The 17,955-nt window shown below is 74.3% G+C and carries 18 protein-coding genes and 1 riboswitch; of the genes, 8 read left to right on the forward strand and 10 right to left on the reverse strand.

Translation table 11 applies throughout. From position 1 onward, the window contains the following. Positions 1-38 precede the first annotated feature (38 nt). Entirely contained in the window at positions 39-749 is a 711-nt protein-coding gene (locus tag P3H78_RS17645; RefSeq protein WP_276109963.1) for a pentapeptide repeat-containing protein, read from the forward strand. A gap of 57 nt (positions 750-806) precedes the next feature. On the opposite strand, the gene P3H78_RS17650 is transcribed toward P3H78_RS17645, so the two are convergent. Together P3H78_RS17650 and P3H78_RS17655 are read right to left on the reverse strand one after the other, a co-directional pair. Further along, positions 807-1,250, reverse strand: coding sequence for a hypothetical protein (locus P3H78_RS17650; protein ID WP_276109964.1), 444 nt, complete (start codon positions 1,248-1,250; stop codon positions 807-809). Positions 1,251-1,316: 66 nt separating this feature from the next. Beyond that, entirely contained in the window at positions 1,317-1,817 is a 501-nt protein-coding gene (locus P3H78_RS17655; protein WP_276110140.1) for a hypothetical protein, read from the reverse strand. Between the two features lie 39 nt (positions 1,818-1,856). On the opposite strand from P3H78_RS17655, the gene P3H78_RS17660 reads away from it, so the two are divergent. Then, positions 1,857-3,275 carry a M1 family metallopeptidase gene (locus P3H78_RS17660; RefSeq protein ID WP_276109965.1) on the forward strand — a complete coding sequence of 473 codons (1,419 nt, stop codon included), beginning with the start codon at positions 1,857-1,859 and terminating at the stop codon, positions 3,273-3,275. An 18-nt stretch (positions 3,276-3,293) separates the two neighbouring features. On the opposite strand, the gene P3H78_RS17665 is transcribed toward P3H78_RS17660, so the two are convergent. Continuing rightward, a complete protein-coding gene (locus P3H78_RS17665) occupies positions 3,294-3,809 on the reverse strand; it encodes a GNAT family N-acetyltransferase (RefSeq protein ID WP_276109966.1) in 516 nt (171 codons plus the stop codon). Between the two features lie 63 nt (positions 3,810-3,872). Further along, the gene (locus P3H78_RS17670) at positions 3,873-4,448 is read right to left on the reverse strand and encodes a TerD family protein (RefSeq protein WP_276109967.1); all 576 of its coding nucleotides are present in this window, start codon (positions 4,446-4,448) and stop codon (positions 3,873-3,875) included. Between the two features lie 165 nt (positions 4,449-4,613). On the opposite strand from P3H78_RS17670, the gene arfB reads away from it, so the two are divergent. Continuing rightward, entirely contained in the window at positions 4,614-5,051 is a 438-nt protein-coding gene (gene arfB, locus P3H78_RS17675) for an alternative ribosome rescue aminoacyl-tRNA hydrolase ArfB (protein WP_276109968.1), read from the forward strand. 39 nt (positions 5,052-5,090) lie between these two features. On the opposite strand, the gene P3H78_RS17680 is transcribed toward arfB, so the two are convergent. After that, positions 5,091-5,675, reverse strand: a complete 585-nt coding sequence (locus P3H78_RS17680; protein ID WP_276109969.1) for a flavin reductase family protein — start codon at positions 5,673-5,675, stop codon at positions 5,091-5,093. A 350-nt stretch (positions 5,676-6,025) separates the two neighbouring features. Here P3H78_RS17680 and cdgB point away from each other — a divergent pair, with 350 nt between their 5' ends. After that, complete coding sequence (gene cdgB, locus P3H78_RS17685; protein ID WP_276109970.1) at positions 6,026-7,684, forward strand: diguanylate cyclase CdgB; 1,659 nt, start codon at positions 6,026-6,028, stop codon at positions 7,682-7,684. Positions 7,685-7,803: 119 nt separating this feature from the next. Then, entirely contained in the window at positions 7,804-8,742 is a 939-nt protein-coding gene (locus tag P3H78_RS17690; protein WP_276109971.1) for a carbohydrate-binding protein, read from the forward strand. Positions 8,743-8,803: 61 nt separating this feature from the next. Here the strand turns inward: P3H78_RS17690 and P3H78_RS17695 are convergent, their stop codons facing one another. The 3 genes from P3H78_RS17695 to P3H78_RS17705 all read right to left on the reverse strand — a co-directional run bounded on the left by P3H78_RS17695 (position 8,804) and on the right by P3H78_RS17705 (position 11,987). Then, a complete protein-coding gene (locus P3H78_RS17695) occupies positions 8,804-9,733 on the reverse strand; it encodes a 1-phosphofructokinase family hexose kinase (RefSeq protein ID WP_276109972.1) in 930 nt (309 codons plus the stop codon). A gap of 122 nt (positions 9,734-9,855) precedes the next feature. Then, the gene (nagA, locus tag P3H78_RS17700; RefSeq protein ID WP_276109973.1) at positions 9,856-11,040 is read right to left on the reverse strand and encodes an N-acetylglucosamine-6-phosphate deacetylase; all 1,185 of its coding nucleotides are present in this window, start codon (positions 11,038-11,040) and stop codon (positions 9,856-9,858) included. Next, on the reverse strand, positions 11,040-11,987 hold the full coding sequence (locus P3H78_RS17705) for an ROK family protein (protein WP_276109974.1): 948 nt from the start codon (positions 11,985-11,987) through the stop codon (positions 11,040-11,042). The genes nagA and P3H78_RS17705 overlap by 1 nt, the downstream gene beginning before the upstream one ends. A gap of 159 nt (positions 11,988-12,146) precedes the next feature. Here P3H78_RS17705 and P3H78_RS17710 point away from each other — a divergent pair, with 159 nt between their 5' ends. The 3 genes from P3H78_RS17710 to otsB all read left to right on the forward strand — a co-directional run bounded on the left by P3H78_RS17710 (position 12,147) and on the right by otsB (position 14,771). Beyond that, positions 12,147-13,412, forward strand: coding sequence for an extracellular solute-binding protein (locus P3H78_RS17710; protein ID WP_498073047.1), 1,266 nt, complete (start codon positions 12,147-12,149; stop codon positions 13,410-13,412). Between the two features lie 85 nt (positions 13,413-13,497). Beyond that, on the forward strand, positions 13,498-13,827 hold the full coding sequence (locus tag P3H78_RS33550) for a DUF3263 domain-containing protein (protein ID WP_438827985.1): 330 nt from the start codon (positions 13,498-13,500) through the stop codon (positions 13,825-13,827). 77 nt (positions 13,828-13,904) lie between these two features. Beyond that, the gene (otsB, locus tag P3H78_RS17720; RefSeq protein ID WP_276109976.1) at positions 13,905-14,771 is read left to right on the forward strand and encodes a trehalose-phosphatase; all 867 of its coding nucleotides are present in this window, start codon (positions 13,905-13,907) and stop codon (positions 14,769-14,771) included. A gap of 347 nt (positions 14,772-15,118) precedes the next feature. Here the strand turns inward: otsB and P3H78_RS17725 are convergent, their stop codons facing one another. Continuing rightward, entirely contained in the window at positions 15,119-16,564 is a 1,446-nt protein-coding gene (locus P3H78_RS17725) for an alpha,alpha-trehalose-phosphate synthase (UDP-forming) (RefSeq protein ID WP_276109977.1), read from the reverse strand. Between the two features lie 82 nt (positions 16,565-16,646). Beyond that, positions 16,647-17,603, reverse strand: coding sequence for a glucosyl-3-phosphoglycerate synthase (locus P3H78_RS17730; protein ID WP_276109978.1), 957 nt, complete (start codon positions 17,601-17,603; stop codon positions 16,647-16,649). Positions 17,604-17,772: 169 nt separating this feature from the next. Next, a riboswitch (SAM riboswitch) is annotated at positions 17,773-17,945 on the forward strand. Positions 17,946-17,955: the final 10 nt, after the last annotated feature.

Here is a 17,955-nt window from a genome sequence, read left to right on the forward strand (position 1 = left end):
CCGGGGGCGTTGTCAGTGGCGGGGTGCAGGATGGGCGCATGGTGAGGCGAGGGACGGACAGGACGGCCGCGGCCGGGGAGCGCCGGGCCGGCGGGAAGGGCGTGCGGCCGGCCCGGCGGCCCGAGGTGCGGATGCCGCCGACGGCCCCGCACGACGGCGCCCCCCTGTCGCCGGACGGGGACTACGACGGGCTGGAGTTCCGCGCCGCCGACTTCGCCGGGCAGGACGGCTCGGGTGCCCGCTTCCTGGACTGCGCGCTGACGGACTGCGTCCTGGACGACACCGTGCTGCGGCACGCGCGCCTGCTCGACTCGGTGATCACCGCCCCGCGCGGGGTCGGCACCGACCTGGCGGAGGCGACCCTGCGGGACGTGGAGGTGACCGGCGCCCGCCTCGGCGGGGTCCAGCTGCACGGCGCGGTCCTGGAGCGGGTGTGGATCCGGGGTGGCAAGATCGACTATCCGAATCTGCGCCGGGCGCGCCTCAGGGACGTCGTCTTCGAGGGCTGCGTCCTGGTCGAACCGGACTTCGGCGGGGCCCGGCTGGAGCGGGTCGAGTTCGTGGACTGCGCGCTGCGGGGCGCCGACCTCGGCTCGGCCACGCTGACCGACGTGGACCTGCGCGGCGCGGCCCCGCTGGAGATCGCGCGCGGCATGGACCGGCTCGCGGGCGCGGTGATCAGCACCGGCCAGCTGCTCGACCTCGCGCCGCAGCTGGCGGCGGGACTGGGCCTGCGGGTGGAGGACTGACGTCCGCGGGTCCGTGCGGCCGCCCGGAGGCGCGCGGCCCGTGCCGCCCCGGCCCGGTCAGCCGAGCCAGGCGCCGAACTGCTCGGCGGTGCGGCGCCGCATGGTGAGGAAGGCCAGCCAGGAGCCGTCGCAGTAGTGCACCCGGAACCGGGCCATCAGCTGGAGCCGGGGCCGGCGCTCGACCCGCGCCACCCAGGTCCGGGGCACCTCCCACACCGGGGTGCCGCGCAGCGGGTCCACCAGGCCGACGCGCTGGTCGGTGACGCGCAGGAGCAGGGCGGCGCCGGAGGTGGCGGGCAGGCCCGACGCGACGCTCCCGGCACCGCCGGACTGGGCGCCGACGCTGCGGGCGAGCATGCCGCCGAGGTCCCCGCCGATCTGCCCGTGGCCGCTGCCCTTGGCGGACTTGGCCGGGACGACGACACCGAAGGTCTGGAGCTGCTCCCCGGGGTTCAGGAAACCGAGGGCGGCGCGCTGGTGGCGGGACATGGGCTCGGGCATGGGCCGTGATCGTACAGGGGTGCGACCGGCGTCGTGCGGTGCGGGTGGCCGCCGTCCTCCGCCCGTTCAGGACACCCGCGGGAAGCGGGCCTGGAGCGTCCAGACGGCCGGGTTCTCCGCCAGGTCCTCGTGCAGGTCGCACAGGTCGGCGATCAGGTCGTGCAGGAAGTCCCGTGCCTCGCGGCGCAGTTCCGCGTGCGAGAAGGCCAGCGGGGGCTCCTCGGCGGGCATCCAGTCCGACGCGATGTCGACCCAGCCGAAGCGGCGCTCGAAGAGCATGCGGTCGGTGGACTCGGTGAAGTCCAGCTCCGCCCGCTGCGGCCGGGACGCCCGCGAGCCGGCCGGGTCCCGGTCCAGCCGCTCCACGATGTCGCACAGCGCCCACGCGAAGTCGAGCACCGGGACCCAGCCCCAGGACGTGGCCAGCTCCCGGTCCGCCTTGGTGTCGGCGAGGTAGACGTCCCCGCAGAACAGGTCGTGCCGCAGCGCGCGCACGTCCGCCCGCCGGTAGTCCGTCTGCGGCGGATCCGGGAAGCGCAGGGAGAGGGCGTAGCCGATGTCGAGCACGTAGGCGATGGTGTCACGGCGCCGCATAGGATCGCGCACGTGTCCCCCTCCGCACCCGTCGCCCGCACGGCCGCCGCCGGTGCCGCCGCCCTGCTCGCCCTGGCCCTGACCGCGTGCGGCGGCGGGGTGCACGGCACGCCCGGCGGCGCGGGCCTGCGCGACCCCTACTTCCCGAGGGCCGGCAACGGCGGCTACGACGTCGCCCACTACGGCCTGACCCTCGCCTACGACCCCGGGACGCGCCACCTCACCGGCACGGCGGTCATCACCGCCCGCGCCCTGCGGGACCTGTCCGCCTTCGACCTCGACCTGTGGGGCATGCAGGTGCGGGGTGTCACGGTCGAGGGCCGCCCGGCCCGCTTCAACCGCGCCGGGCAGGAGCTCGCCGTCCGCCCGCACGACGACCTGGACCGCGGCGAGACCTTCACGGCGACGGTCCGCTACGCGGGCTCCCCGCGGACCGTCACCGACCCCGACGGCTCCCAGGAGGGCTGGCTGCGCACCGCCGACGGCGCGCTGGCGCTGGGCGAGCCGGTCGGGTCGATGGCCTGGTTCCCGGGCAACGACCACCCCTCCGACAAGGCGGCCTACGACGTGACGGTCACGGTGCCCTCGGGGCTCCAGGCCGTCTCCAACGGGGAGTTGGAGAGCCGCACCACCAGCGGCGGGCGGACCACCTTCCACTGGCACACCGCGGAGCCGATGGCGACCTACCTCGCCACGCTCGCCATCGGCCAGTGGACCGTCACCACCTCCACCACGAAGAGCGGGCTCCCGGTCTACACGGCCGTCGACCCGACCCAGGTGCAGGCGAGCCGGGCGGTGCTCGCGCGGATCCCGGAGATCGTGGACTGGGCCGAGCACCGCTTCGGCCCCTACCCCTTCTCCTCCGTCGGCGCGATCGTCGACCGCCCGCACGACGCGGGCTACGCCCTGGAGACCCAGAACCGCCCGACCTTCGCGGGCGCCCCCGGCCTCGGCACGCTCGTCCACGAGCTGGTCCACGAGTGGTACGGCGACTCGGTCACCCCGCGGTCCTGGCAGGACATGTGGCTGAACGAGGGCTTCGCGACCTACGCCGAGTGGATGTGGGAGGAGGACCACGGCGGCGACACCGTGCAGCACACCTTCGACGCGCTCTACCGCGGCGACTACTACGGCGACGACACCGACAACAAGGCGCTGTGGTCCTACCCGCCGGCCCGGCCCAGCGACGCCGCGCACATCTCCGACACCCCCGTCTACGAGCGCGGGGCGATGGTGCTGCACAAGATCCGGCAGACGGTGGGCGACGACGCCTTCTTCGGCATCCTGCGCGGCTGGGCCGCCGCCCACCGCCACGGCAACGCGGACACCGCGCAGTTCACGGCGTACGTGGAGAAGGAGGCGCCGGGCAAGGACTTCAGCCGCATCTGGAAGGACTGGCTGTACGGCGACGGGAAGCCCGCCCGCCCCTGAGCCGTGCCGGTGCCCGGATCAGCGCAGCTCCTTGCGCATCACGGTGCAGGGCCGGCCGCGCTCCCGGTCCGGGCGGTGGTCCAGGACCTCGTGGCCGAGGGCGGTCCAGAAGGCCCGGGCCGGCGCGTTGCCGTCGAGTACGGCCAGGCGGAGGGCGGTGCGGCCCGCGGCGCGGAAGCGGTCCTCGACGAGCAGGGCCGTGCGGCGCCCGACGCCCTGCCGCCGCAGGGCCGCGTCGACCATCAGCAGCCCGATCCAGGGGTCGGGGTCGGCCGGGTCGGGGTGGTGGGCGAGGGTGATCGCGACGGCCGCCGTACGGCCGTCGGCACGGGCGATCAGGACCTCGGTGCCCGGGTGCGCCAGCTCCTCGGTCAGCGCGGCCGCGACCTGCTCCGGGCGGATGTCGTCCGGGTCGGGGAAGTCGCCGCTGAGGGCGTGGAAGTCCCGCTGCGAGGCGTACAGCGCGGTGAGGCCGGCCGGCAGGTCGTCCGGCCGGACGGGGCCGGGGGCGACGCGGAGAGGTTCGAGGAGCACCCCGGCAACGTAACGCGCCCCGGCCCCCGCGCGGGGCGCCGGGGCGCGGGCGTGCGGGACCCGTCAGACGTTGACGCCGAAGTCCTGGGCGATGCCGACCAGGCCGGAGGCGTAACCCTGGCCGACGGCGCGGAACTTCCACTCCGCGCCGTTGCGGTACAGCTCGCCGAAGACCATGGCGGTCTCGGTGGCCGCGTCCTCCGACAGGTCGTAGCGGGCGATCTCGGCGCCGCCGCTCTGGTTGACGATGCGGATGTACGCGTTGCGGACCTGGCCGAAGTTCTGGCCGCGGTTCTCGGCGTCGTAGATGGAGACCGGGAAGACGATCTTGTCGACGTCGGCCGGGAGGGCGGACAGGTTCACGTTGATCGACTCGTCGTCGCCGGCGCCCTCACCCGTGCGGTTGTCACCGGTGTGGACGATGGAACCGTCGGGCGTCTGCTTGTTGTTGAAGAAGACGAAGTGGGCGTCGGAGAAGACCTTGCCCTGCTGGTTCACCGCGATCGCCGAGGCGTCCAGGTCGAAGTCCGTGCCCGTGGTGGTGCGGACGTCCCAGCCGAGGCCCACGGTGACGGCGGTCAGGCCCGGCGCTTCCTTGGTGAGCGAGACGTTGCCGCCCTTGGACAGGCTTACAGCCATTGTTGGGAGTCCCTTCCCTCGTTGCTTACTGCCGACGAAGCTACCGTCACCCTGGAGAACGCCAAGGGGGGTCCCTGCGGTTCCGGATCTCTTTACCTTTTTTACCCGCCGTCCGGGACGCCCGCCGGGAAATGCGGGTGACGTGGACCCGCTCCGGCCGGGAACATGGAGCACATGTCCGGTCCCTATCTCGTCCGCGGTTCCGTCTCGCTTCCCGAGGCGGAGCTCATGTGGCGTTTCTCGCGCTCCTCGGGGCCCGGCGGACAGCACGTCAACACCAGCGACTCCCAGGTGGAGCTGCGCTTCGACCTGGCGCGCACCGAGGCGCTGCCGCCGGTGTGGAAGGAGCGGGCGCTGGAGCGCCTGGCCGGGCGGCTGGTCGACGGGGTCGTCAGTGTCCGCTCCTCCGAGCACCGCTCCCAGTGGCGCAACCGCGAGGCCGCCGCCGTGCGGCTGGCCGCGCTGCTCGCCGAGGCCACCGCGCCGCCGCCCCGGCCGCGCCGGGCGACCCGCGTGCCGCGCGGGATCAACGAGCGCCGCCTGCGGGAGAAGAAGCAGCGCTCGGAGCGCAAGCAGGGCCGCTCCGGCCGCAACTGGACCTGAGACCGGGCCGGGCGGGTCGTCCCGCGCGGGCGGCGGGGCTCAGCCCAGGTGCCCGTAGCGGCCGCGGAAGTGGAGGAGCGGTCCCCCCGCCGTGCCCGGGACGTGCGCGGTCAGGACGCGGCCGATCACCAGGGTGTGGTCGCCGGCCTGCACCCGCTGCTCGGTGCGCAGCTCCAGGGTGGCCAGCGCGTCCCCGACCAGTGGGGCGCCGGAGACCTCGCCGCGCGTGCAGGGCAGGTCCGCGAAGAGCAGGCGGTCGCTGATGCGGCCCTTCATGGCGAAGCGGCCGGCCACGGGGCGCTGGCCCTCGGAGAGGACGGAGACCGCCCACAGCGGCTGTTCGGCGAGGAGGTCGTCCATCCGGGAGCCGGTGCGCAGGCTGACCATGGCCAGCGGCGGGTCCAGCGACACCGAGACGAACGCCGTGGCGGTCATGCCCACGTCCTCGCCGGCGGGCGCCTGCGGGTCGTCCGGGTCGAGCGGCGGCTCCTGCGCGGTCACCAGGACCACGCCCGCGGCCAGGCGGGACATCGCGGCGCGGAACTCGTCGTTGGTCACCCCCTCAGCATGCCCGGACGGGGGCGGGGCGGCGGGGGAGGACGGCGCGGGAGAAATGTTCAACACACACGGAACGCTAACCACCGGCCCGCGCCGGCCGCATCGGGCCTCCGCCCGAGAACGGACCTAGGACCTGCGGCGGAGCCGCCCTTGACCCGTTTCGGGCGCGTCCCCGGGCTTTCCCGTGCACCATGTCCACACACTCACAAAATTTACGTTCAGGAAAGGCACAGGGAAAACGCAGAAACTCCACTCAATTGTTCACGTTTAGCTGTGACTTGAGTCACAAGGGGCAGGAATTGTTGACCCTGTGTACCGGGTGGGCTTCGCGCTGTGATTCAGTGGCGGGGACGCTGCACAGACGATACGCCGAAGAGCACCCTGATTCGCTGCGAGGTCTCGGGGGGAGGGCGAGCATGGAGACCGAGTCGGAGCCCTACGTCCGTCTTGCGACCCTGCGGCAACTGCACCAGGTCATGGCGGACATGAACACCGCGCGCAGCCTGGCGGACACGCTGCAGACGGTCGCCGACGGCGTCGTGAACGGCCTCGGCTACGAGCTGGCGTGCGTGAACCTCGTCCGCCCCGACGGCGACCTCGTCGTCGCCGCCTTCTCCGGCAACGCGGCCGCCGAGGCGCTCATCACCGGCCGGGTCGGCCCGCGCGACGACTGGGACCGCCGGCTCGGCATGGGGGAGCACTGGGGCGACCTGGTGTTCATCCCCCACACCGAGGGCTGGGTCCTCGACGACGACGACGTCCCGCAGTGGTACACCGACGGCCCCGCGCCCCGTTTCGAGGACGAGTGGCACCCCTCGGACCGGCTCTTCGCTCCCATGTGGACGCCGGGCGCCTCGGACGGCCGGCGCGGCGAGCTGCTCGGCGTGGTCTCCGTGGACCGCCCGCGCAACGGGCGCCGGCCCGGCGCCTGGGGGCGCGAGGCCCTCCAGATGTACGCGTTCCAGGCCGCCATCGCGATCAGCAACGCCCGGCTGCGGGCGAACATGCAGCGTGCCCTGGTCCGCCTGGAGCGCGACCAGCAGGCCCTGCGCGCCAGCGAGGAGAGCTTCCGCCAGGCCTTCGAGTACGCCCCCTCCGGCATGGCGATCGCCGAGATGGGCGGCGACCAGCACGGGCGGATCCTGCGGACCAACGACGCGCTGTGCCGTCTGCTGGGCCGCCCGGCCTCCGCGATGCGCCGCTACTCCTTCTCCGACCTCGTCCACCAGGAGGACGTCGGCACCCTGCTGCGCACCTCCGCCGAGGGCGGCCGCGCCGAGCTGCGGCTGGCCCGCCGCGACGGCACCTACGTCTGGGTGTCGCTGCGCAACTCCGTCGTCGCGGACGCCGCCGACGGCCCGCGCTTCCTGCTCACCCACGTCGAGGACATCGAGGAGCGCAAGCGCCGCGAGCTCCAGCTCGCCCACCGCGCCTCCCACGACTCCCTGACCGGCCTGCCGAACTCGGCCGAGCTGCGCGCCCGGCTGTCCGCCCGCCTGTGCCGGCGCCCGGCGTCGGCGCACGCCGGGGACCTCGACTCGCTCGACGCCGCCTACGGCCACCCGGTGTACGACCTCGGCGGGCACGGCTTCGACTTCCGGCCCGGAGAGGCCGCGTACGACACCTACGACCACCATGTGCACACCGTGGCCCCCGAGGACGACCGGGACGACGGCATGAAGGGTCTCGCGGTCCTCTTCTGCGACCTCGACGGCTTCAAGTCGATCAACGACCGGTTCGGGCACAACGCGGGCGACGCCGTCCTGATCGAGGTCGCCCGGCGGCTGAGCAACGGCGTGCGGGACGGGGACACGGTGGCCCGGCTCGGCGGCGACGAGTTCGTCATCCTCGCCGACGGCCTCGGGCGGGCCGACGCCCAGGACCTCGCCGTGCGGCTGCGCAACGAGATCATCCAGCCGATCCGGGCCGAGGGGCGCGCGGTGCGCGTCGGGGCGAGCTTCGGCATCGGGTGGGCACACTGCGGCATGACTGCGGACGAAGTGTTGAAGTCCGCCGACGAACGCATGTACGTAGAGAAACGATCTCGTCCCAAACAACATCGACGGGCCGGTTGATCCGCAGGTCAGCCTTTCGATGCGGTCCCGGTCACCCGTTTGGGTCCCGTGGAGCGGGTAGGCTCGCACTTCACACCACCCACCGCATCCGACCCGCACCTGTTGAGGAGTACCAAGGGATGACGCCCGGCAACAACGGCGCGAGCACGCCCGAGGACGACGACCCGTTCGGCTACCTGTACGCGGACGGCCAGGCCAACGGCGCCCAGCCGCCGTCCGGCGGCTACGGCTACCCGAACTCGGTCAACCGGGTCCGCGCGGTCGGCCAGCGGCAGTACGGCCAGCAGGCGACGGCGGCCTACGGCCAGGTGCCGCAGACGGGCGCCTACGGGCAGCAGAACACCCACCACGGCGCCCCGGAGACCCTCCCGGGCGGCGGCGGCTCCGGTTCCCGCCAGTCGGCCCCGCAGGGCGGCGGCCGCGGTCGCGGCCCCAACACCAAGGGCCTGCTGATCGGCGCCATCGCCGTGGTCGCCGCGGTGGTCGTCGGCATCGGCATCGCGATGTCCGGCGGCGACGGCAAGGACAAGAAGAACGACGCGGGCGGCGGCACGGGCACCTCCCCGAGCTCCGCCGCGACCCCGTCGGCCACCAGCAGCGTGGCGGACGACGGCCGGCTGCCGAAGATCGACGCCAAGGCCCTGCTGCTGGGCGGCGGCGCGACCACGGCGTCGGACGTCAAGGGCGCCAAGGCGGACGGCGGGGTGTACGTCGGCGGCTTCAACCAGCCCGGCGCCTCCGTCACCTGGACGGTCAACGGCATCCCGGACAACGGGAAGTACACCGTCTTCCTCGGCTACGACGTCCCCGGCAAGGACGGTTCCGCCACCCTGACGATCAACGGCACGCCCTCCACCACGGGAGTGAAGCTCAAGAACTGGGCGAACGCTCCCGCGGGCGACTACGAGAAGGGCTGGACCAAGACGTACAACTGGGTCCAGCTCAACAAGGGCACCAACACCATCAAGATCTCCTGCGAGGCGGGCAACCAGTGCGACGCCAACCTGGACCAGCTGTGGCTGGTCAAGGACTGGGTGTCGAAGGACCCGGCCGGCTGACCGCCGCACGGCCGTCGCGTCCCGGACGCGGTGGCCGTTCCGCGTTCCCCGGCGGCAGGGCTCAGGCCGCCGTGGTCTCCCCCCGCACCGTCACCCGGTCCAGCAGGTCCGTGTAGAGGGCCGGGTCGATGTCGCCGGCCGTGGGGGAGTGGACCGCTGCGGTGGACAGGGCCACCGCTCGGGTCAGGCGGTCGGGCCAGGGAAGGCGTTCCACCAGGCCGGAGAGCAGGCCCGCGACCGCCGCGTCACCGGCCCCGGTGGGGTTGCCCGGGACCCGGGACGGCGGGGCGGCGCGCCAGCGGCCCTCGGCCGTGTGCGCGAGCAGGCCCTCCGCGCCGAGCGAGGCCACGACCGCGCGGGCTCCGCGCCGCCGGGCGTCCTGGGTCGCGCGCAACGGCTCGTGCGCGCCGGTCAGTTCGGCCAGCTCGTCGGCGTTCGGCTTGATGATGTCGGGGCGCGCCGCGACGGCCCGGCGCAGCGGCTCCCCGCTGGTGTCCAGCAGGACGGGCACGCCCGCGGCGCGCGCCGAGCGCACCAGCCCCGCGTACGCCCCCACCGGCACCCCCGGCGGCAGGCTGCCGCACAGCGCCACCGCCGTCACCGAGCCGAGCAGGTCCACGTAGGCGTCCTGGAGGGCCGACCACTCGGCGGGGGAGACCAGCGGCCCGGGTTCGTTGAGCTGGGTGGTGTCGCCGGTGCGCCCGTCCACGACCGCCACCGTCCGCCGGGTCGACCCGGCCACCGGCACCAGCGCGTCCACCAGGCCCGGCGTCCCGGCGAGCCGGTCGCGCACCATGTGTCCGGTGGCGCCGCCCGCGAAGCCGGTGACCGTCACCTCGTGGCCGAGGGCGGCCAGCACCCGGGCCACGTTCAGCCCCTTGCCGCCGGGCCGCTCGGTCACCTCGGTCACCCGGTGCGAGGCGTGCGGCCGCAGCGACGGCACCCGGTAGGTGAGGTCGAGAGCGGTGTTCAGCGTGACCGTGAGGATCACGTCGGCCGGCCTCCCCCGGTGAATGCGCCTGGTGCGCGACGGTGCGGAGGCACGATCATGCCAAACGTACGGCGGCGGGCCCAGTCCCCGGACCGGCCACCGCCGCCGTACGGCCGGACGGATCAGCCCAGTTGGGGATCGACCACCCATTCGCCGCGCCGCATCACGCCCTTGAGCACGAAGTCGTCGTCCAGGAGCACCAGGTCGGCGTCCTTGCCGGGCTCCAGCGAGCCGACCCGGTCGTCGATGCCGAGCAGCCGCGCCGGGTTGGCCGACAGGGCCGCGACCACGTCCGGCACCGGCAGCCGGTCGACCGCCACCGCCCGCCGGAAGGCCCGGTCCAGGGTGAGGGTCGAGCCCGCGATGGATCCGCCCTCGACCAGCCGGGCCACACCCTCGCGGACCTCGACCTCCAGCGGCCCGAGCAGATAGCGGCCGTCGCCGAAGCCGGCCGCGTCCATGGCGTCGGTGATGAACGCGACCCGCCCGGCGCCCGCGTGACGGAACGCCAGCTCCAGTGCGGCGGGGTGCAGATGGGTGCCGTCGTTGATCAGCTCGACGGTGACCCGCTCGTCCTCCAGCAGCGCCGCGATCGGGCCGGGCGCGCGATGGCCCAGCGCGGGCATGGCGTTGAACAGGTGGGTGGCCACCGTCGCGCCCGCGTCGATCGCCTCCACCGTCTGCTCGTAGGTGGCGTCGGTGTGCCCGATCGCCGCGATCACCCCGTGGTCGGCGAGCAGCCGCACGGAGTCGAGGCCGCCGGGGAGTTCGGCGGCCAGGGTCATCATCCGGGCGTGGCCGCGCGCCGCCTCGACCAGTTTGCGCACCGCCGCCGGGTCGGGGTCGCGCAGCAGTGCCTCGGAGTGCGCGCCCTTGCGGCACGGCGAGATGAAGGGGCCCTCGAAGTGGATCCCGGCGAGATCGCCCTGCTCGGCCAGTTCGGACAGCATCCCGGCCCGCCGCACGAGGAGGTCCATCTCGCCGGTGACGGTGGAGGCGACCGTGGTGGTGGTGCCGTGCCGCCGGTGGGTGCGGATGCCGTGCAGGACCTCGTCGACGGTCCCGGAGGTGAAGGACGCGCCGCCGCCGCCGTGGTTGTGCAGGTCGACGAAGCCGGGGACCAGCCAGTGGCCGGAGACGTCGAGGACCGGGCCGGCGGGGGTGTCCGTCGTACCGGGCGTGCCGGGGTCCGCGGGCGCGGGGCCGGCCGCGGCGATCCGCGGTCCCTCGACCGCGACCCGGCCGCCGTGGGCGATCCCGGTGGGCAGGACCACCCGGGCGCCGGCGAGAACCTTGCGTGGGGCCATCAGGCGGTTACCTCCGGGGGAGTAGGGGACGTGCTGAGGAGATCCCGGGCGAGCAGTCCCGCGCCCAGGCAGCCCGCGGCGTCCCCCAGCGCCGCGGGGACGACATCCGGCTGCTGCTGGAAGGTCACGCGCCGTGCGACGGCCTCCCGCAGCGGCGTGAACAGGGTGTCCCCCGCCTCGGCGAGCCCGCCGCCGATGATCAGCGTGCGCGGGTCCAGCAGGGTGAGGGCGGTGACCAGCCCGTCGGCGAGCGCGTCCACCGCCTCCTGCCACACCGTGCGCGCCCGCGGGTCGCCCGCGCGTACGGCCGCGGCGCAGCCCCCCGCGTCCGCCTCCGGCTCCCCGGACGCGGCGGCCCACGCCTGGCCGACCGCGGAGGCGGAGGCGTACCTCTCCAGGCAGCCGCGCTGACCGCACGGACAGGGGGTGCCGCCGGGGCGGACCACGATGTGGCCGATCTCGCCGGCGAAGCCGTGCGCACCCGCCTCCACCCGGCCGTCGATGCCGATGGCGCCGGCGATCCCGGTGCCGAGCGGGACGAAGAGGAACCGGTCGGTGCCCCGGCCCGCCCCGATCCGCCCCTCGGCCAGGCCGCCGGTGCGCACGTCGTGGCCGAGGGCCACGGGCGCACCGCCCAGCCGCTCGGCGAGCAGGGCGCGCAGCGGGACGTCGCGCCAGCCGAGGTTGGCGGCGTAGACGGCGACGCCCTTCTCCTCGTCGACGATGCCGGGGACGGCCACGCCGGCGGCGGCCGCGGGACGGCCGAGGTGCTCCGCCCCCCAGGCGTGCAGGGCGGCGGCGAAGTCGAGGATGCCCGCGACGACGGCGTCGGGCCCGCGTTCGCGGCCGGTCGCCCGGCGGGCCCGGTGCAGCAGACGGCCGTCGGCCGCGACCAGTGCGGCCTTCATGCCGGTGCCGCCCACATCGAGGGCGATGACGTGTTCCACGAGGGACAGTGTGACCCGTCGACCCGGAAGAGGTCTAGTCCACTCGCGTGGTGTAGACCTTGTGGCTGACGATTCGAAAGTTTCGCCGTGTGGGGGCACAGGTTCCGTTTCTGTGCGCACTCCGCTCGCACGGCCGGCAGTGGTTTGGGGCGGTTAGCGGTGCAGCGGGCGAGGACTGGAACGATCGCGGCGGTGTCCGCCCTGGGCCTGACAGCGGTCCTCGGCGGCTGCGGGAGCACCGGCTCCTCCGACGTCACCCTCAGACTGGTCGCCGCCGACTACGGCGACTCCCCGGCCAACAGCTCGAAGAAGTACTGGGACGCCCTGGTCAAGGACTACGAGGCCAAGCACCCGGGCGTGAAGGTCGAGGTCAGCGTCTACCCGTGGACCGACGTCGACAGCAAGGTCCAGGCGATGGTCGCCGCCGGCCACGCCCCGGACATGGCGCAGGTCGGCGCCTACGCCGACTACGCGGCCCGGGGGAAGCTCTACAGCGCCGACGACGTCCTCTCCATCCCCGTCCAGGCCGACCTGGTCGGGCAGCTCGCCGACGCCGGTGAGCTGCGCCACGTCCAGTACGGCATCCCCTTCGCGGCCTCCACCCGCGTCCTCTTCTACAACAAGACCCTCTTCGCCGGGGCCGGGCTCACCCCGCCCACCACGTGGTCCGAGCTCGCCGCCGACGCCGCGGCGCTGAAGGCGAAGGGCGTGAAGTACCCCTACGCACTGCCGCTCGGCCCGGAGGAGGCGCAGGCCGAGACCATGCAGTGGCTGCTCAGCGGCGGCTCCGGCTACACCGACGACATCGGCACCTACACGATCGACTCCCCGCAGAACGTCCAGACCTTCGACTGGCTGCGCGACGACCTGGTCGGCAAGGGCCTGACCGGGCCGGTCGCCCCCGGGCACCTCAACCGCGCGGACGCCTTCGCCGCCTTCGCCGACGGCAAGGTCGGCATGCTCAACGGCCACCCGACGCTGATGCAGCAGGCCGCGAAGAAGGGCGTGAAGTTCGGCATGGTGCCGATGCCCGGCCGCAACGGCCGGGCCAAGGCCACCATGGGCGTCGCCGACTGGATGATGGCCTTCAAGCAGAACGGCCACCGGGACCAGATCGGCGACTTCCTCGACTTCGTCTACGACCGCAAGAACGTCCTGGACTTCTCCCGCGAGTACGACCTGCTGCCGGTCACCAGCTCCGCCTCCGACGCGATGACCTCGTCCGCGCAGGACAAGGCCCTGCGTCCCTTCCTGGACGAGCTGCCGCTCGCGCAGCTCTACCCGGTGGGCAACACCTCCTGGGCCCAGGTCAGCGCGGACGTGAAGAAGCAGATCGGCCAGGCCGTCGCCCCCGGCGGCAGCCCCTCGGCGGTCCTCGGCCAGCTCCAGGCCACGGCGTCCACGGCGGAGAGCGCGGCGCGGTAGGCGGCCGCGGCCGCCCGTCGCCGGCGGCGCCGTGACGGGCCCGTCCGCCCGCACCGCTGTCGGCGGCGGGGGCTACGGTGCCCGTATGGCCGGTACGCAGGACGGACAGGACGCGCGGGACACGCAGGACGGGCCCCGCCCCCAGGACACGGAGGCCGCGCCGGCCGCCGGGGACGGGCAGGCCGGGCGGCGGGAGCTCGGACGCCAGGCGCGGGACGTCCTCGCGCTGGAGCGCCGGGGCTTCGCCGGCCCCGGCGCGAAGGAGCGCGCGATCCGCGAGGAGCTCGGCCTGTCCCCGGTGCGCTACTACCAGCTGCTCAACGCCCTCCTGGACGACACCCGCGCCCTCGCCCACGACCCGGTGACGGTCAACCGGCTCCGCCGGGTGCGGGACGCCCGGCGCGCCGAGCGCTGAGGCCCGGCCGGGCGGCGCCGGCCGCAGGGGTGCGCGCCGGAGGAGTGCGCCGGGCACCCGCTGGATAGGTTCGCGGTATGGGCAGCCACGACACGGACTCCACCACCCCCCGTCCGGCCCTGCCGGAGCCGGTCACCCGGGCCGGCCGGGACGGACTCGCCGCGATCCTCGCGCGGCCGCGGAGCGCGGTGATCGCGCTCGACTTCGACGGCACCCTCGCCCCGATCGTCCCCGACCCGGACGCGGCCCGCGCCCACCCCGACGCGGTGCCCGCGCTCGCCGCCCTCGCCCCCGAGGTGGCCGCGGTCGCGGTGGTCACCGGCCGCCCGGCCGAGGTCGCCGTGCACCACGGCGGCTTCGCGGACGCCCCCGGCCTGGACCACCTGGTCGTCCTCGGCCACTACGGCGCCGAGCGCTGGGACGCCGCCACCGGGACCCTCACCGCCCCCGACCCCCACCCCGGGGTCGCCGCCGTGCGCGCCGAGCTGCCCGCGCTGCTCGACGGGATCGGCGCCCGGCACGGCACCTGGATCGAGGAGAAGGGCCGGGCGGTCGCCGTCCACACCCGCCGCGCGGACGACCCGCAGGCCGCGTTCGAGCAGCTCCGCGGGCCGCTCACCGACCTCGCCGCCCGCCACGGCCTGATCGTCGAACCGGGCCGCCTGGTGCTGGAGCTGCGCCCGCCGGGCATGGACAAGGGCGTCGCACTCCTCGACCACGTCCGCGAGTCGGGCGCCACCGCGGTCCTCTACGCCGGTGACGACCTGGGCGACCTGCCGGCCTTCGCCGCGGTGGAGGAGCTCCGCTCGGACGGCGTGCCGGGCCTGCTGGTGTGCAGCGGCAGCACCGAGGTCACGGAACTCGCCGAGCGCGCCGACCTGGTGGTGGACGGCCCCGCCGGAGTGGTCGACCTCTTGGCGACCCTGGCCGCCCACCTCTCCTGACGGCGCCCACCGCCCGCCCGTCCCGACGGCGCCCGCCGCCTGCCGGTCCTGACGGCGCCCGCCGCCTGCCGGTCCCGACGGCGCCCGCCGCACGTCCGTCGCCACGGTGCCCGTGGCGCCGCCTGCCCGTCCTGACGTCACACCCGCCGCACGTCCGTCCCCACGGTGCCCGTGCCGCCGCCTGCCCGTCCCGACGGCGCCCGCCGTCTGCCGGTCCCGACGGCGCCCGCCACACGTCCGTCGCCACGGTGCCCGTGGCGCCGCCTGCCGGTCCCGACGGCGCCCGTCGTCACCCGGCCGGGCAGGCGGCGTGCGGCCCTGTCGGCCGGGGCTCGCCCGGGCCGGGTTCAGCCCGCTGCGGGCTCGTCGCGGAGGGCGGACAGCTGGTCCAGGAACCAGCGGGTCGGAGGGAGGGCGGTCGCCGCGGCGGTCAGGCGCTTGCAGCGCTCGGCCCGCTCGTGGTCCGGCATGGTCAGCGCCTCGTGGAGGGCGCGGGCGGTGCCGGTCACGTCGTAGGGGTTGACCACGAGCGCGTCCTCGCCGAGCTCCGCGTACGCGCCGGCCTCCCGGGACAGCACCAGCGCGCATCCGCCGTCGGAGAGGATCGGCACCTCCTTGGCGACCAGGTTCATGCCGTCCCGGATCGGGTTGACCAGGGCCACGTCGGCGAGGCGGTACGCGGCGAGCGAGCGCGCGAAGTCGTCCCTGACGTGCAGCACGACCGGCGTCCAGCCGGGCGTCCCGTACCGCTCGTTGATCTCCGCCGCCACCCGCTCCACCTCGGCGGTGTAGTCGCGGTAGACGGCGAGGTCCTGCCGGGAGGGGTAGGCGAAGGCGACGTGCGCGACCCGCTCCCGCCATTCGGGGTGGTCCTCCAGCAGCTGCCGGTACGCCAGCAGGCCCCGCACGATGTTTTTTGACAGCTCGGTGCGGTCCACCCGGACGATCGTGCGGCGCGGGCCGCCGTCGGGGGCGGTGCCGATCTCCTCGCGCAGCGCCGCCATCCGCTCCCCGACGTCGTCGCGGTGCGCCCGCTCGCGCAGGAAGTCGGCGTCGGCGCCCAGCCCGTGCACCCCGACCCGGGTGCCGCCGAGGCCGCCGGTGACCTCCTCGCAGCACGCGGTGAAGGCGTCCGCCCACCGCCGGGTCAGGAAGCCCAGCCGGTCGGCGCCCAGCATCCCGCGCAGCACCTGCTCGGCGACGTCGTCGGGCAGCATCCGGAAGTAGTCCACCGGCGCCCACGGCGTGTGCGAGAAATGGCCGATCCGCACGTCCGGGCGGAGGTCGCGCAGCATGCCCGGGACCAGCGTCAGGTGGTAGTCCTGCACCACCACGGCCGCTCCCTCGGCGGCCTCCTCCGCCAGCGCCTGGGCGAAGGCCCGGTTGTACGCCTCGTAGGACGCCCACCGGCGGCGGAACTCCGCGTCGAAGACCGGCTCCAGAGGCGTCTGGTACAGCATGTGGTGGACGAACCACAGCACCGAGTTGGCGATGCCGTTGTACGCGTCGTGGAAGACCTCCGCCCCGATGTCGAGCATGCGGACCTGCTGGCCGCCGGTCGCGTCGGCGGGCAGCCTGCGGTCGCCCTCGAAGCGGCGGGCCGCCTCCCGGTCGGCGTCGCCCAGCGCGGCGCACACCCAGACCGCGCCCGCGTCCGGGCCGATCGCCGACAGTCCGGACACCAGCCCTCCGCCTCCGCGGCGGGAGTGCAGCGAGCCGTCCTCGCGCAGTTCGTACGAAACGGGGCCGCGATTGGACGCGACCAGCACCTCGGCACCGTGCGTAGAAGCCATACGCCTGAACCTAGCCCGCCCCCGAAACACTCAAACGTACGGTTCCGCTTCGTAGCCGGGAGGTACCGGGCGGGACGGCGTTTCAGGCCACTTTCCGGGCCGCGTACTCGGGTGTCTCGATCATGGGCGGCCGCTCCTCGGTGTCCACCGAGTACGTCCGCGGCTCGAAGCCGTCCGCGCCCCGCTCGAACTGGGTGAGCGCGGGCCGCACCAGGTGCCCGCGGGCCAGCCGCAGCTGCGCGGTCCGGTAGATCGCGGCGGCCATCCGGCCGAGGGCCTGCCCGTCCTGGTGGCGGTGCCGGCGCACCCCCACGTCGACCTGGGCGAGCGCGTCCAGGCCGACCAGGTGCAGCGCGTCGACCAGCATGCCGAGCTCGACCCCGTAGCCGACCGGGAAGGGCAGCTGCTCCAGCAGCGAGCGGCGGGCCGCGTACTCGCCGCCGAGCGGCTGCACGAAGCCGGCCAGCTGCGGCCAGTGCATGTTGAGCAGCGGACGCGCCATCAGCTCGGTGACCCGGCCGCCCTGGCCGGCGGCCGTCGCGCCGGGGACGGTCAGCGGCCGGTCGTACATCGCCTTGACCAGCTGGATCGACGGGTCGGTGAGCAGCGGGCCGACGATCCCGGTGACGAAGTCCGAGGAGAACTCCTTCAGGTCGGCGTCGACGAAGCAGACGACGTCCCCCTCGGTGGCGAGCAGGGACCGCCACAGCACCTCGCCCTTGCCGGGCACCGACGGAAGGCGCGGCAGGATCGCGTCGCGGTGGACGACGCGGGCCCCCGCGGCCGCGGCCACCTCGGAGGTGCGGTCGGTGGAGCCGGAGTCGACGACGACGATCTCGTCGACCAGCGGTGCCTGCTGCACCAGGTCGTGGCGGATCACGGCGACTATGTCGCCGACCGTCTCCTCCTCGTTCAGCGCGGGCAGCACCACGCTGACCGTCGTGCCGCTCGCGCGCTTGGCGGCCAGGACGCGGTGCAGCGGGCGATCGGACACGGACCAGGAGCGTGTCCTCAGCCAGCGCTCGACTTCTTCCAGCACGTCGGCGGCTCCTCACTGGTACTCGGATCGCGGCCGGGGCGCGGTCACCTGCGCCCGCGTCTCGCGGTTCGGACGACTATCTCAACTCTCCTGGCCTTCGGTTACAGTCTTGAACAAGGCGGATGACCATCGCATGTCGGGGGTCGCCCCGCCGCCCACAACCGCATACCGCTCATCCAGAGGGGCAGAGGGACACGGCCCGATGAAGCCCCGGCAACCCTCCAGCCGGTTCTCGTGACGGCTGCTGTGCACGCGCACGGCAGGTCCGCCCCCGCGAGGCTCCCGGCTAGGGAAGGTGCCAAATCCGTCTCACGGCGAGATGCGTCGTGAGGAAGATGAGGAGAAAGGGCCT

It is taken from the genome of Streptomyces tropicalis (assembly GCF_029269835.1).
GTDB lineage: Bacteria > Actinomycetota > Actinomycetes > Streptomycetales > Streptomycetaceae > Streptomyces > Streptomyces tropicalis.